This window comes from Devosia ginsengisoli (assembly GCF_007859655.1).
In the GTDB taxonomy this organism is placed as follows: Bacteria; Pseudomonadota; Alphaproteobacteria; order Rhizobiales; family Devosiaceae; genus Devosia; species Devosia ginsengisoli.
In genome coordinates this window covers 2,160,083-2,173,023 of the sequence record NZ_CP042304.1, presented here as the reverse complement: position 1 = coordinate 2,173,023, position 12,941 = coordinate 2,160,083, and the positions used below count along the sequence as shown (strand labels likewise).

Annotated in this window: 15 protein-coding genes; 9 read left to right on the top strand and 6 right to left on the bottom strand. The window is 65.1% G+C overall.

The features are described 5' to 3' along the window. The first annotated feature begins 49 nt into the window (after positions 1 to 49). The gene (locus tag FPZ08_RS10645) at positions 50 to 1,084 is read left to right on the top strand and encodes a DUF1513 domain-containing protein (protein WP_246132855.1); all 1,035 of its coding nucleotides are present in this window, start codon (positions 50 to 52) and stop codon (positions 1,082 to 1,084) included. 155 nt (positions 1,085 to 1,239) lie between these two features. Next, on the top strand, positions 1,240 to 2,142 hold the full coding sequence (locus tag FPZ08_RS10640; RefSeq protein WP_186767298.1) for an alpha/beta fold hydrolase: 903 nt from the start codon (positions 1,240 to 1,242) through the stop codon (positions 2,140 to 2,142). Between the two features lie 53 nt (positions 2,143 to 2,195). Here FPZ08_RS10640 and FPZ08_RS10635 read toward each other — a convergent pair whose 3' ends face one another. Beyond that, positions 2,196 to 2,771 carry a TetR/AcrR family transcriptional regulator gene (locus FPZ08_RS10635; protein WP_146289997.1) on the bottom strand — a complete coding sequence of 192 codons (576 nt, stop codon included), beginning with the start codon at positions 2,769 to 2,771 and terminating at the stop codon, positions 2,196 to 2,198. Between the two features lie 68 nt (positions 2,772 to 2,839). Between FPZ08_RS10635 and FPZ08_RS10630 the strand changes: the two genes are divergently transcribed. Together FPZ08_RS10630 and FPZ08_RS10625 are read left to right on the top strand one after the other, a co-directional pair. Then, a complete protein-coding gene (locus tag FPZ08_RS10630; RefSeq protein WP_146289996.1) occupies positions 2,840 to 3,229 on the top strand; it encodes a nuclear transport factor 2 family protein in 390 nt (129 codons plus the stop codon). A 10-nt stretch (positions 3,230 to 3,239) separates the two neighbouring features. After that, on the top strand, positions 3,240 to 3,527 hold the full coding sequence (locus FPZ08_RS10625) for a putative quinol monooxygenase (RefSeq protein ID WP_146289995.1): 288 nt from the start codon (positions 3,240 to 3,242) through the stop codon (positions 3,525 to 3,527). 18 nt (positions 3,528 to 3,545) lie between these two features. Here the strand turns inward: FPZ08_RS10625 and FPZ08_RS10620 are convergent, their stop codons facing one another. Next, positions 3,546 to 4,193, bottom strand: a complete 648-nt coding sequence (locus FPZ08_RS10620; RefSeq protein ID WP_146289994.1) for a cation efflux transmembrane domain-containing protein — start codon at positions 4,191 to 4,193, stop codon at positions 3,546 to 3,548. 68 nt (positions 4,194 to 4,261) lie between these two features. On the opposite strand from FPZ08_RS10620, the gene FPZ08_RS10615 reads away from it, so the two are divergent. Together FPZ08_RS10615 and FPZ08_RS10610 are read left to right on the top strand one after the other, a co-directional pair. After that, positions 4,262 to 4,672 (top strand): MerR family transcriptional regulator, encoded by a 411-nt coding sequence (locus FPZ08_RS10615; protein ID WP_146289993.1) that lies wholly within the window; start codon positions 4,262 to 4,264, stop codon positions 4,670 to 4,672. Then, positions 4,669 to 5,541, top strand: a complete 873-nt coding sequence (locus tag FPZ08_RS10610) for a sugar phosphate isomerase/epimerase family protein (protein WP_146289992.1) — start codon at positions 4,669 to 4,671, stop codon at positions 5,539 to 5,541. The genes FPZ08_RS10615 and FPZ08_RS10610 overlap by 4 nt, the downstream gene beginning before the upstream one ends. Here FPZ08_RS10610 and FPZ08_RS10605 read toward each other — a convergent pair. Beyond that, positions 5,538 to 6,428 (bottom strand): LysR family transcriptional regulator, encoded by an 891-nt coding sequence (locus FPZ08_RS10605; RefSeq protein WP_146289991.1) that lies wholly within the window; start codon positions 6,426 to 6,428, stop codon positions 5,538 to 5,540. The two genes, FPZ08_RS10610 and FPZ08_RS10605, sit on opposite strands and share 4 nt — an antisense overlap. A gap of 79 nt (positions 6,429 to 6,507) precedes the next feature. Here FPZ08_RS10605 and FPZ08_RS10600 point away from each other — a divergent pair, with 79 nt between their 5' ends. Further along, positions 6,508 to 7,389 (top strand): aldo/keto reductase, encoded by an 882-nt coding sequence (locus FPZ08_RS10600; RefSeq protein ID WP_246132854.1) that lies wholly within the window; start codon positions 6,508 to 6,510, stop codon positions 7,387 to 7,389. 98 nt (positions 7,390 to 7,487) lie between these two features. Beyond that, positions 7,488 to 8,657 carry an enoyl-ACP reductase FabV gene (gene fabV, locus FPZ08_RS10595; protein ID WP_146289990.1) on the top strand — a complete coding sequence of 390 codons (1,170 nt, stop codon included), beginning with the start codon at positions 7,488 to 7,490 and terminating at the stop codon, positions 8,655 to 8,657. Here fabV and FPZ08_RS10590 read toward each other — a convergent pair. From FPZ08_RS10590 to FPZ08_RS10580, 3 genes are all read right to left on the bottom strand, one after another. Further along, the gene (locus FPZ08_RS10590) at positions 8,654 to 10,069 is read right to left on the bottom strand and encodes a pyridoxal phosphate-dependent decarboxylase family protein (RefSeq protein WP_146289989.1); all 1,416 of its coding nucleotides are present in this window, start codon (positions 10,067 to 10,069) and stop codon (positions 8,654 to 8,656) included. The two genes, fabV and FPZ08_RS10590, sit on opposite strands and share 4 nt — an antisense overlap. A gap of 47 nt (positions 10,070 to 10,116) precedes the next feature. Next, positions 10,117 to 11,139, bottom strand: coding sequence for a substrate-binding domain-containing protein (locus tag FPZ08_RS10585; protein WP_146289988.1), 1,023 nt, complete (start codon positions 11,137 to 11,139; stop codon positions 10,117 to 10,119). Positions 11,140 to 11,353: 214 nt separating this feature from the next. After that, the gene (locus tag FPZ08_RS10580; protein ID WP_146289987.1) at positions 11,354 to 11,623 is read right to left on the bottom strand and encodes a hypothetical protein; all 270 of its coding nucleotides are present in this window, start codon (positions 11,621 to 11,623) and stop codon (positions 11,354 to 11,356) included. Between the two features lie 15 nt (positions 11,624 to 11,638). Between FPZ08_RS10580 and FPZ08_RS10575 the strand changes: the two genes are divergently transcribed. After that, a complete protein-coding gene (locus FPZ08_RS10575; RefSeq protein WP_146289986.1) occupies positions 11,639 to 12,907 on the top strand; it encodes an ABC transporter substrate-binding protein in 1,269 nt (422 codons plus the stop codon). The last annotated feature ends 34 nt before the right edge of the window (positions 12,908 to 12,941 follow it).

Sequence of the window (12,941 nt, the reverse complement as noted above, 5' to 3'; positions counted from 1 at the left end):
GCGGCGCGCATTTCTGAAGGCGGCCGGTGCGGGGTTTGCGGCGAGTCTCATGCCACGACAGGTGCTGGCGCTGGAGCGGAACGAACTGGTGTTTGCCAGCGCGGTGCAGACGGCCAGCGGCGGCTATGGCGCGGTGTTGCTGGGGGAGCGGGGCGACCTGATCGCCAGTATCGACCTGCCGGACCGGGGGCATGATATCACCATCAGCCGCGAGGCCGGGCGCGGCGTGGTGTTCGCGCGGCAGCCGGGGACGTTTGCACTGGTCTTCGACCCCAATGGAGGCGCGGCACCGGTGACGCTGACCAGCGTGGCGGGGCGGCATTTCTACGGGCATGGCGTGTTCTCGCCAGATGGGAAACTGCTCTACGCCACCGAGAGCGATTTCGAGGCGGCGCAGGGCGTGATCGGCATTTATGACGCGGCGGATGGCTATAGACGGGTGGGGGAATTTCCTACCTATGGCACCGGCCCGCATGAAATGCTGCTGATGCCTGACGGCGTGACATTCGTGGTGGCCAATGGCGGGATCGAGACGCATCCCGATTTCGGGCGGGCCGAACTCAATATCGAGACCATGGACCCTTCGGTGGTGTTCGTGGACCGACGCGACGGGCGGCTGGTGGGGCAATTGCGGCTGGAAGCGGGTTTGCACCAGCTTTCCATCCGCCACATGGCGATCGATGGGCGAAGCCGGGTGTGGTTCGGCTGCCAGTATAAGGGTGCGCCTGATAACAGCCCGCAACTCGTGGGCTATGCGACCATGGATGGCGCGATCGAACTGGTGGAGCTGCCGCCGGGCACGCTGGCCGACCTGCGCAATTATGTGGGCTCGGTGGCGGCTTCTGCCGATGGAGGCATGGTGGCGGTGTCCTCGCCGCAAGGCGACCTGCTGGTGGCCATCGATACCGAGGGCAAGCGGCCGGTGCTGGTCGATACGTTGCGCAATGGCTGCGGGCTGGCGGCCGACGATGCCGGCTTCGTGGCGACCAGCGGCAATGGCGAGATGATCGGCATTGCCGGGGCCGAACGGGAGGCGCGGCGGTTCGACTTCCTGTTCGACAATCATATGTTGCGGGTAGGGTAGGCGGCAGCCTTCGGCATGACCGGAGTGGTGAGCCCCCCGACCGCCACCGAAAAATCCAAGTTCATGTCGAACCGGCACGGGTTCGCTCGTCGTGTTTGCGAGGGTCAATGATTGACCAGCGAACGCGACGCGCGTCGCCGCCAGGGAGACACAGGATGCGCAGAAGAACTTTGCTCGCCGCAGCCGCTGCAACGCTTGCAGCGCCGGCCATGGTCCAGGCCGAAACCGGCAATCAGGACACGAGCGCCGCGGCCAGCGCGCCGCAGACCGGCTATGTCGAGGTGAATGGCCTCAGCATGTACTATGAGCGGCACGGCAGCGGCGGCGTGCCGCTGGTGCTGCTGCATGGGGCGTTTGCCTCGATCCACAATTCGTTCGGCCCGCTGCTGCCGGCGCTGAGCGCCGGGCGCGAAGTCATCGGCTTTGACCTGCAGGCGCATGGCCGCACGGCCGATATCGAGCGGCCGTTGCGGCTGGAGAGCCTTGCCGACGACGTGGTGGCGGCCATGGATGCGTTCGGCATCGAACAGATCGACCTGCTGGGTTATTCGACCGGCGCGGCGATCGCGCTGCTAGTCGCGGTGCATCATCCCGAACGGGTCCGCAAGCTGGTGCCGATGTCGGTTACCTATCGGCTGGACGGGGTGCGCGCCGGGCTGATGGATGGCATGGGCGAGATGCAGCCTTCGATGCTGCATGGCACGCCATGGCATAGCGAATATCTGGAACTCAACCCCAAGCCGGATTTCGACGCGATGTTCTGGAAAAAGGCCGAGATGGACAAGACCATCAAGGACCTGACCGATGCAGAGGTGCAGGGCCTGACCCAGCCGGTGCTGATCATTGCCGGGGATTCGGACCTGCCGGCGCTGGATCACCTGGCGCGGTTCTTCCGCCTGGTGGGCGGGGATATGTTCGGCGATACGCCGGCCGGCCTGCCGCGCTCGCAATTGGCGATCCTGCCGGGCGCGTCGCATATCACCACGCCATACCAGGTCGATGTGCTCGGGGTAATGATCCCGGCCTTCCTGGACAAGGAAGCGGCGGCGGCTGCCTGATCGGAGCGAAGCGGGAACGGAGGTTCCCGCTTTCGCGGGAATGACATCGTGGATCAGCGGCGGACGAGCAGGCGGGTCAGGGCTGCATCGACCAAAGCGGGCACTTCCCTGGGATCGTCCAGATAGGCGATTTCGAGCAGGCCGTCGGACAGAGCGACGAGGAGCGAGGCGGTGACCGCAGGCGTGGGGTCGCCGTCGGCGGCGAGAAGCTGCTGCAGCGTGTCGTGATACCAGACCCGGCGGGCGTCGATGGCCTGGCGGACGACGTTGGTGGGGTCGGTATATTCGGCGGCCGCATTGAGGAAGGGGCAGCCGCGGAAACCGCCCCCGACGGCGGCGGCGCTGATGCGGCCCAATATGGCCGCGATCATCTGGCGCGGGGGCTGCCTGGGGAAGGCGGCGACGGCGTCGCGCCCGATCTGGTCCTGCTCCTCGATATAGGCGAGGACCAGATCCTCCTTCGAGGGGAAGTGATTGTAGAAGGTCGCCTTGGCCACGCCCGCCTCGGCGATGATGCGGTCTATGCCGACGGCATGGATGCCCTCGGCATAGAAAAGTCTTGTGGCGGTATCGAGCAGGCGGCGGCGGGCGGGGCTGACGGGCTCGGCGGATGACGCTGTTTTTCTCATGGCTTGACTCTATAGCAGACAGATCTGTATGGTGCATAGACAGACCTGTCTACCTAAAGGAGAAGATCATGCAGACCGATGAGACGAGCGACATCATGCGCCGCTATAATCAGGCGTTTCTCGAACACGATGCGGCGATGCTCAAGGCGGTGATCGGGCCGGACTGCGTCATGGAGTCGATCCAGCCGGCGCCCAATGGCACGCGTTATGAAGGCCATGATGCATGCATGGCCTTCTGGGTGGCGATCATCGAGGACCCCGTGGCCTATTTCGATGTCGAGGACACGATGGTGGCGGGGGATCGGGCGGTGATCCGCTGGCGGTTCAATTTCGGCGATGGCGGTTCGGTGCGCGGGGTGAACCTGATGCGGGTTCGCGACGGCAAGATTGTCGAGGCGCTGGGCTATGCGAAATCACCGGGCCAGGCGGCGCCGCTGCCCGACGTGGCCACATCATAGGAGAAAGACCATGATCATCATTGCAGGCTATTCACGGTACAAGGACGGCATCGAGCGGGACGCGGCGGTGGCGGCATTTGCCGACATGGTCGGCCGAGCGCGGCAGGCCGATGGCTGCGTGGACATGGCGATCAGCGCCGATGCGCTCGATCCGGAACGCAGCAACCTGTTCGAATGCTGGCGCGACAAGGCGGCATGGGATGCCTGGCGCAAGGTGGCGAAGGCGCCGCGGCTGAAGGTTCGCGCCACGGAAAACCAGGTGAACCTCTATCAGAGCGACAAGGCCGAACGGCTTTGACGAGCTGCTACCTGCCGGTTATCGGGCCGGCAGGGCTGTGGCGGGGCGCAGTTCGGCGAGGGCCTGGCGCGACACGGTAACGGCGCCCTGCAGGGCCAGCACGCCCATGATGGCGGCGACGGCGATATCGGGCCAGCCGGTGCCCGTGCCGAAGACACCGAGGGCGGCGAGGATGACGGCGATATTGCCGAGCACGTCATTGCGGGTGCAGATCCAGGCCGAGCGCATGTTGCTGTCGCCGGCGCGGAAGCGCCAGAGCAGGCCGAAAGAGGCGGCATTGGCCAGAGCGGCGGTGATGCCGACGACACCCATGGAATAGGCATGTGGCGTGACCCCGGCATAGAGGTTCCAGCCGGCAACGCCGATGACCCAGAGGCCGAACACCGCCATGGTGAGGGCCTTGGCGAGGGCGGCGCGGGCGCGCAGGTGCAGCGCCATGCCGACGACGAAAAGGCTGATGCCGTAATTGGCGGCATCGCCGAGGAAATCGAGCGAGTCGGCCTGCAAGGCGGCGGAACGCGAGGTGATGCCGGCGCCGATCTCGACGGCGAACATGATCGCATTGATGGCGAGGACGGCCCAGAGGACGCGGCGATAGGCCTTGTCGCGCAGGCGCTGGGCGGCCTGTTCGGCGGGGTCGTGATGGTTGCAGCAGGATGCACTCATGGTCGGGGTCTTTCGTTCGCTTCTGCCAGGATGCTACAATCTCCAGCGACTAGAGGAGCAAGGGGAAAATGACGGAATTTGCCATTGGCGAAGCGGCGCGGCGCAGCGGGGTGAAGGTGCCCACCATCCGCTATTACGAAGAGATTGCGCTGCTCGGGCGGCCGGGGCGCAGCGCAGGCAATCGGCGGCTTTATGACGAGCGGGCGGTGCAGCGACTGGCCTTTATCCGCCATGCGCGCGAACTGGGCTTCGAGATCGACGCCATCAGGGCGCTGTTGCGGCTGCAGGACCATCCGGAGCAGTCGTGCAGCGAGGCCGATATCATCGCCGCGGAGCGGCTGGTGGAGGTGGAGCAGCGCATTGCCAGCCTGATGGCGTTGAAGGCCGAGCTGGCCGGCATGCTGGAGCAATGCCGGCGCGGGCAGGTGGCGCAATGCCGGGTGATCGAGACGCTGGGCGGCGGGGAGATCGGCGCATGACGTTTCGGCTGGGCGGCTATGGCATCGACTATGACGGGGACCCGGAGGCCTATGCGCGGGCGCATGTGGCGTTTGGCTATAATGCCGCCTACATGCCCAATATCAGCCTCGACAGCAGCGACGAGATTGCCGGGCTTATCAAGGCGATGGCCGAGGCCGATGTGGTGATTGCCGAGGGCGGGGCGTGGAAGAACCTCATCGCGCATGACGAGACGGTGCGGCAGGCCAATCTCGATTATGCCGTGCACCAACTGGCGCTGGCCGATGAGCTGGGTGCGCGGGCCTGCGTGGCGTTTCACGGCACGGTGGGCCATGCGGGCGATGCGTGGCAGCTCAGCGACAATTTTGACTACGGGCCGCATCCGGACAATCAGAGCGCGGCGGGATTCCAGCGCGCGGTGGATACGGCGCGTTATGTCATCGATGCGGTGAAGCCGAAGCGGTCCAAGTTTTCGCTGGAAATGGTGCCGTGGCTGGTGACCGATACGCCGGAAAACTATCTCAAGCTGCTCAAGGCGATCGACCGGCCGCAATTCGGCGCCCATATCGACGCGGTCAACATGGTGATCACGCCGCGGCTCTATTTCAACAGCGGGCGCATGATCCGCGAGGCCTTTGCGCTATTGGGGCCGTTTGTGGTGTCATGCCATGCCAAGGATATCGTGCTGCAAGGCGGGCCGGGGACGATCTCGTTCCATCTCGATGAGGTGCCGCCCGGCGAGGGCAATCTCGACTATGCCGCCTATGTCACCGAAATCGCGAAGCTGGGGCGCGAGGTGCCGCTGATGCTCGAGCATTTCGATGTGGCGGGCTACCGGCGGGGGCTGGCGCATATCAAGGCGATGGCGAGGGGCGTGGGCGTGAGCTAGGGGCGATAGCGCAGGGCGTCGAGCAGGGCGGTGAAGGCGGGGGAGGCCTGGCGGCGGCTGGGATAATAGAGGTGGTAGCCGGTGAAGGTCGGGCAATATTCGGCCAGCACTTCGACCAGTTCGCCGCTGTCCAGGTGAGGGCGGGCCATGTCCTCGGGCACGCAGGCCAGGCCATGGCCGGCAAGGGCGGCGGTGAGGATGGGGCGGGTGCTGTTGAAGGCCAGTTGGCCCTCGACGCGCACATTGAGCCGCCGTCCGTTTTCGTCGAACTCCCAAGCATAATAGCCGCCATAGCTGTCGAGACGCAGATTGATACAGGTGTGTCCGGCAATGTCATGCGGCGTCTGCGGCGGGGCATGAGTGGCGAAATAGGCTGGCGTGGCGACGACGGCCAGGCGCCAGTCGGGACCGATGCGGACGGCGATCATGTCGCGGGCCACCAGTTCGCCCAGGCGGATGCCGGCATCGAAGCGCCCGGCGACGATATCGGTGAGGGCGTTTTCGAGGCTGATATCGATGCGGATATCGGGGAAGTCGCGCAGGAAGCCGTCGAGCCGGGGCCAGAGCGCGGTTTGGAAGGCATGTTCGGCGGCGTTGAGGCGGATGATGCCGGCCGGCTTTTCGCGCAGTTCGGTCAGCGCTTCCAGCTCGGCGGCCACTTCATCGAGGCGCGGGGTCACCGATTGCAGCAGGCGTTCGCCGGCCTCTGTGGGCGCGACGCTGCGGGTGCTGCGGGCGAGCAGGCGCAGGCCGAGGCGTTCCTCGAGCTTGCCGATGGTTCGGCTGAGGGCGGATTGCGAGACGCCCAGGCGGGCCGCTGCCCGGGTGAAGCTGCGGTCGCGGGCGACGGCGATGAAGGCCTGCAGGTCGCTGATATTGTCCCGCATGGATTATTGCTTTCCAGGCATAAGCTCATGTCGATCTTGCCATCTAATCATAGGGGGCGATTTCACACAGGAGACTGAAGTGGCCGTTCCGACCCTTACCCTCAACAATGGTGTGGAGATGCCCGCCCTGGGGCTCGGCGTGTTCCAGACGCCGCCCGAGGTGACGACCGAAGCCGTGCAGCAAGCGCTGGCGCAGGGCTATCGCCATATCGATACCGCTGCCTCTTATGGCAATGAGCGCGAAGTGGGCGAAGCCATACGGCGCTCGGGCGTTGCGCGCGACCAGATCTTCATCGAGACGAAGATCTGGATCAGCGATTATGGCTATGACGAAACGCTGCATGGCTTCGACAAGAGCGTGCGCAAGCTGGGCGTGGAGCAGCTCGACCTGTTGCTGCTGCATCAGCCGCTGCCGACGGCTTTCGAGCGTACGCTGCGGGCCTATCGGGCGCTGGAGACGCTGCTGGGCGATGGGCGGGTGCGCGCCATCGGGATCAGCAATTTCATGCCCGAGCATCTGGAGCGGTTCCTGCCCGAGGTGACCGTCGTGCCGGCGGTGAACCAGATCGAGGTTCACCCCTATTTCCAGCAGAAGGCGCTGCAGCAGGCGCATGCCCGGCACGGCATCCTGACCCAGGCGTGGTCGCCGATCGGGGGCATCACCTTCTATCGGGGCAGTGGCCGGAGCACGCTGGAGGACCCGATTTTGCTCGATATCGCGCGGGCGCATGGGAAATCGACGGCGCAGGTGATGCTGCGCTGGCACCTGCAGGAGGGGCGGTCGGTGATCCCCAAATCGATCAAGAAGGAGCGGATCGCGGAGAATTTCGACGTGTTCGACTTTACGCTGTCGGCCGAAGAGGTGGCGGCGGTGGACGCGCTCGATACGGGGATGCGCGGCGGACCGGAGCCCGACAGCGTTACAATCGAGGCCTATGGCAGAGCAATTCCCGAAGCGTGAGGCGGGAGCGAGCGTTCGATTGCGTTGATCCCTCGCCTTTCGCGGCGGCGCGCATTAAAAGGCGACAAGGACAATTGGCGCTCTGGAGCTGAATGCGAATGATCATCGAACCCAAAATCCGTGGCTTCATCTGCACGACGGCCCATCCCATCGGGTGTGCGGCCAATGTGCAGCGGCAGATCGACCATGTGGTGGTGAAGGGGGCGGTGGAATCAGCGCGCAAGCGGGTGCTGGTGCTGGGATGTTCGACGGGCTACGGGCTGGCCTCGCGCATCGTGACGACGTTCGGTTCGGGCGCCGATACGGTCGGCGTGTCGTTCGAGAAGGAGCCGAGCGAAAGCAAGACGGCTTCGGCCGGCTGGTACAATAACCGGGCTTTCGAGAAGCGCGCGCAGGCGGCGGGCCGGATTGCGGTGACTGTCGAGGGCGATGCGTTTTCCGACGCGATCAAGGCCGAGACGGTGGCGCAGATCCGCGAGCATCTCGGGCAGGTGGACCTGGTGGTCTATAGCCTGGCCTCGCCTGTTCGGACCGACCCCAAGACTGGCGAAGTCTATCGCTCGGCGATCAAGCCGATGCATGCACCCGTGAAGTCCAAGACGCTCAATACCGGCACGGGCGAAGTGTCGGAGGTCGAAATCCAGCCGGCGACGGCGGAAGAAGCCGAAGCCACGGTCAAGGTGATGGGCGGCGAGGATTGGGAACTGTGGATCGCGGCACTGGCGGAAGCCGGTGTGCTGGCCGACGGGTTCACCACGCTGAACTATACCTATCTCGGCAGCGAGCTGACCTGGCCGATCTACCACAAGGGTACGCTGGGCAGTGCCAAGGCCGACCTCGACCGGGCGGCGAGCGCCATCCGCGCGCAGTTCGGCGATGCGAGCGCCTATGTGGTGGCGCTCAAGGCCGTGGTGACGCAGGCCAGCTCGGCCATTCCCGTGGTGCCGCTCTATGGCACGATGCTGCTGCAGGTGATGGACGATATGGGGCTGGGCGAAGGCTGTATCGAGCAGATCGACCGGCTGTTCCGCGTCAAGCTGCAGGCGCCGGTGGCGCTGGACGAGGCGCATCGCCTGCGGGTGGATGACTGGGAGCTGTCCAAGGCGGTGCAGGACGAGATGACCAGGCGCTGGCCGCTGCTCTCCACCGAAACGCTTGATAATCTGGCGGACTTGGAGAAGTACCGCGCCGAGTTCCTGCGGCTGTTCGGCTTTGGGCTGAGCGGGGTGGATTATGGCGCGGATGTGGACCCGCGCGATATCGGCTAGGATCGGGTTTCCGCGCGGACCTGCCGCCAGGCGGCGATGATGGCGTCGGCGGAGCGGTCGATATCGGCCTCGGTGGTTTCCACCGAGGTGACGGAAAGGCGCATGACCCAATCGCCGCGCCAGGAGGCGCCGGCGACGTAGCAGGTGCCGTCCTCGACGGTACGGGCGATGACGGCCTCGGTCTGCGCCTTGCGGGCCGCGCTGTCGCCGGTGCCGAAATTGACGATGAGCTGGTTGATAACAGGCTCGGCGACAACCTCTATGCCGGCTTCGGCGGCCAGGCGGGTGGCGAAAAGCCGGGTGAGGCGGCAATGGCGCTCGATCAGCTCGGCCATGCCCTGGCGGCCGAAGGTGCGCAGCAGGGCATAGACCGGAATGCCGCGGGCGCGGCGGGAGAGTTCGGGGACATAGTTGGAGGGAACACGGTCGCCCTGGGCGATGGCGGGGAGATAGCTGGCCCATTGCGACATGGCGCCGAGCAGGATGTTCTTGTCGCGAACGATGGCAAAGCCGCAATCATAGGGGGCCTGCAGCCATTTATGGCCGTCGGTGACCCAGCTGTCGCAGAGTTCGATGCCAGATGTCAGCGCCTTGTGAGACGGCGTGGCGCGGGCCCAGAGGCCGAAGGCGCCATCGACATGGACCCAGGCATCATGCGCCTTGCCGATGGCGACGATGTCGGCGAAGGAGTCGAAGGCGCCGGTATTGATCTGTCCGGCCTGGGCGATGACGATTTTGGGGCCGGTGAGGCCGGATATCGCCGCTTCGAGGGCGGCGGGGCGCATGCGGCCCAATTCGTCGGTCTCGATGGTGATGACGCGCTTGCGGCCGAAGCCGATCAGTTGCAGGGACGAATAGAGCGAGGAATGGGCGTCGGCGCCGATCAGCACATGGACCGGCGGCGCGCCGAACAGGCCATCTTCATCAGGGTCCCAGCCCACCGCGCGCAGGGTGCCGGTGCGGGCGGCAGCGAGGCATGTGCCATTGGCGACGGTGGCGCCCGTGGTGAAGCCGATGCCGCTGTCGCGGGGCAGGTCGAGCATGTCGAGCAGCCAGCTTTCGGCGACTTCCTCGATGGCCGCGGCGGCGGGCGAGGTGGACTGGTAGCCGGCATTCTGGCCCCAGGCGCTGACCAGCAGGTCGGCCGCCACGCCGGCGGGGTGGGAGGCGCCCATGACCCAGGCGAAGAAGCGTGGGCCGGTGGTGGGCATCAGGCCGGGTTCGGCCAGGGCGGCCAGTTCGTCGAGGATGGTGGCAGGGTCGGAGCCGGCTTCCGGCAGGGGCGCGGCAAAGCGTTCGCGCATGGCATGATAGTCGAGCAGCGACCGGGCAGGGGCATTGTCCAGGTTCGTCCTGTAACGCACGGCGCTGGCGGTAGCGCGTGCGAGCAGATGTCCGATATCGCGACTCATTTCTGGACCCTCCCGGCTGAGGCAGGAGCTATAGCCGATTTGCCGGTTCAGCGGGTACCGGGAAGCGGGCCCGAGCTTTCGCGCAGCACCAGTTCGACCGGCCAGAGCTCGTGGATATCGGCCGGGGGTTTGCCGGCGAGCAGTTGCAGGATGAGTTCGCCGATGCGCATGCCGGCCTGCCGGATCGAGGAGCGGGTGGTGGACATGGAGGGATACATGTTGTCGGCGTTGAGGTAGGGGAAGACGTCGTCATGGGCGATCATCGAGACGTCGCGGCCCAGCTCCAGCCCGGCCTGGCGAATGGCGCGGAAGACGCCGAGCGCCGTCATCATCGAGCCGGCCAGGAAAGCGGTGGGGCGGGGGCGCAGTTCGAGCATCGCCTGAGCCAGGCGGAAGGCGACTTCGTCGGTGAAGACCGAATTGCCCATCAGCGCCGGATCGAAGGGCACGCCGCGCGCCGAGAGGGCGGCGAGATAGCCGATCTCGCGATGCTCGGCAAAGGTGCGGCCCTTGAGCCCGTTGAGCAGCACGATGCGGCGATGGCCGAGATCGAGCAGGTGGCTGGTGGCGCGCTCGACGGCGCCGGTATTGTCGATATCGAGCCAGGCCACCGATTTGTCGATATTGGTACGGCCATGCAGCACGAAGGGGATCTTGAGGTCGAGCAGCATTTCGGCCCGCTCATCCCGCAGGGTGGGGGAGTGGAGCACGATGGCATCGACCTTCTGGCTGGCGGCGATGCGGCGATAGGCGGCCACTTCCTCGGCATAGGAATCCACCGTGGTGACGATGATGTCGATTTCCTCGGTGCCCATGCGACCGCTCATGCCGGCGAGGAATTCACTCATATGGGGGCCCAGTTCCTCGGCGCCGCGCAGCACGAGGCCGACCGCGCCGGAGCGGCCGGTGGCGAGGCGCAAAGCGCTGGCATTGGGGCGATAGCCCAGGCGCGCCGCGGTTTCGGCCACGCGGCGACGGGTCGCCTCGTTGACCTCGGGATAGCCATTGAGCGCGCGGCTGACAGTGGTTTGCGACAGGCCGAGATGCTCGGCCAGATCCTTCAGTCTCATGGCTGCAACTGGCCCCAAGGCACGACATGACCAACGCTTATGGGCCTGCGCCGCAAGGGCGCATACCCGGTCCCGCTTGCCTTTAGGGCACACAGGCCGCCTTGAACAGCGGTTCCTGCTTCCTCCTCCGCGGGTTATTCAAAGCGATTTCAAATTTTGATGCAAGAGCCGAAATCTGCAGTGATTTTCTGAGGTGCGTACCTCAGCAGAAATGTCAGTATTGTTTACGAATGTCGCGTTGGCGTACCGGTAAGTCATTGTAGTGTAATGGATAATTGATCGAGGCCGGAAAATTCGTTAAAATTGCGATGACGAGGCGCTTGACAGAAATAGTCCGCTCTGGTTCCTTTTCATTCAAAGCGCTTTGGAAATGGAGGCGGAACAGCCGCCGAAACCAGCGCTTTTGTGGGGAGGAAAAGCTTGATCCGGGATCGGCGCGATTGCGCAGGTCCGGGCAGGCATGCCTTCCCGACATTTGGTTCATTCGGGAGGATATCTAATGAAAATCAACACGCTGCTCGTTGGTCTGTTGACGAGCGTGACGCTGGTAGTGGGGTCCGCGCAGGCGGCCGAGCTGTCGATCGTGTCGGGTGACACAGGCAATGGCCTGGCCTTCCTGCGCAGCCAGCTCGACAAGTTCGAAGCCGATACCGGCCATACCGTGACCGTTGTGCCGATGCCGTCCTCGACCACCGACCAGTTCGGCCAGTACCGCCTGTGGCTCGCCGCCGGCAATACCGATATCGACGTGTACCAGACCGACGTGATCTGGGCGCCGCAGCTCGCCGACCAGTTCCTCGACCTCACCGAGGCCGCCAAGGACGTCGTGGGCGACCATTTCCCCTCGATCATCGAGTCGCAGACCGTGGACGGCAAGCTCGTCGCCCTGCCGGCCTTCACCGACGCCCCGGCGCTCTACTACCGCAAGGACCTGCTGGAAAAGTACGGCAAGACGCCGCCGACCACCTGGGCCGAAATGGAAGCGACCGCCAAGGAAATCATGGATGGCGAGCGCGCCGACGGTAACCCCGAAATGTGGGGCTTCGTGTTCCAGGGCAATGCCTATGAAGGCCTGACCTGCGATGCGCTGGAATGGGTCATGTCCAATGGCGGCGGCCAGATCGTCGAAGCCGACGGCACCATTTCGATCAACAACCCGCAGGCCGCGGCCGCCATCGACCGCGCTGCCGGCTGGATCGGCACGATCTCGCCCGAAGGCAACCTCGCCTATATGGAAGAGGAAAGCCGTGGCGTCTGGCAGCTCGGCAATGCCGTGTTCCACCGCAACTGGCCCTATGCCTATTCGCTCGGCAATGGCGACGACAGCCCGATCAAGGGCCTGTTCGACGTGGTTCCGCTGCCGGCCGGTGACGGCGAAGGCGCCCGTTCGGCCGCGACGCTCGGTGGCTGGAATGTCGCCGTTTCCAAGTACTCGCCCGATCCGGAAGCCGCGATCGAACTCGCGCTCTTCCTGAGCTCGGCCGAAGTGCAGAAGGAACGCGCCATCAACCAGTCGAACCTGCCGACGATCGAAGCGCTCTATGACGACGCCGATATCGCCGCCGCACAGCCGATCATCCCGGCCTGGAAGGAAATCTTCCAGAATGCCGTGCCGCGTCCGTCGGCTCCGACCAAGACCGATTACAACGAGGTCTCGTCGATGTTCTGGAGCGCCGTGCACAATACCCTTTCGGGTAACGGCACTGCCGCGGAAAACCTCGAACTGCTCGAGGCCGACCTGACTGAACTCAAGGGCGACGCCTGGTAAGTCCTCCCAGCGCCCAACAGAGCGGACGGCGGGC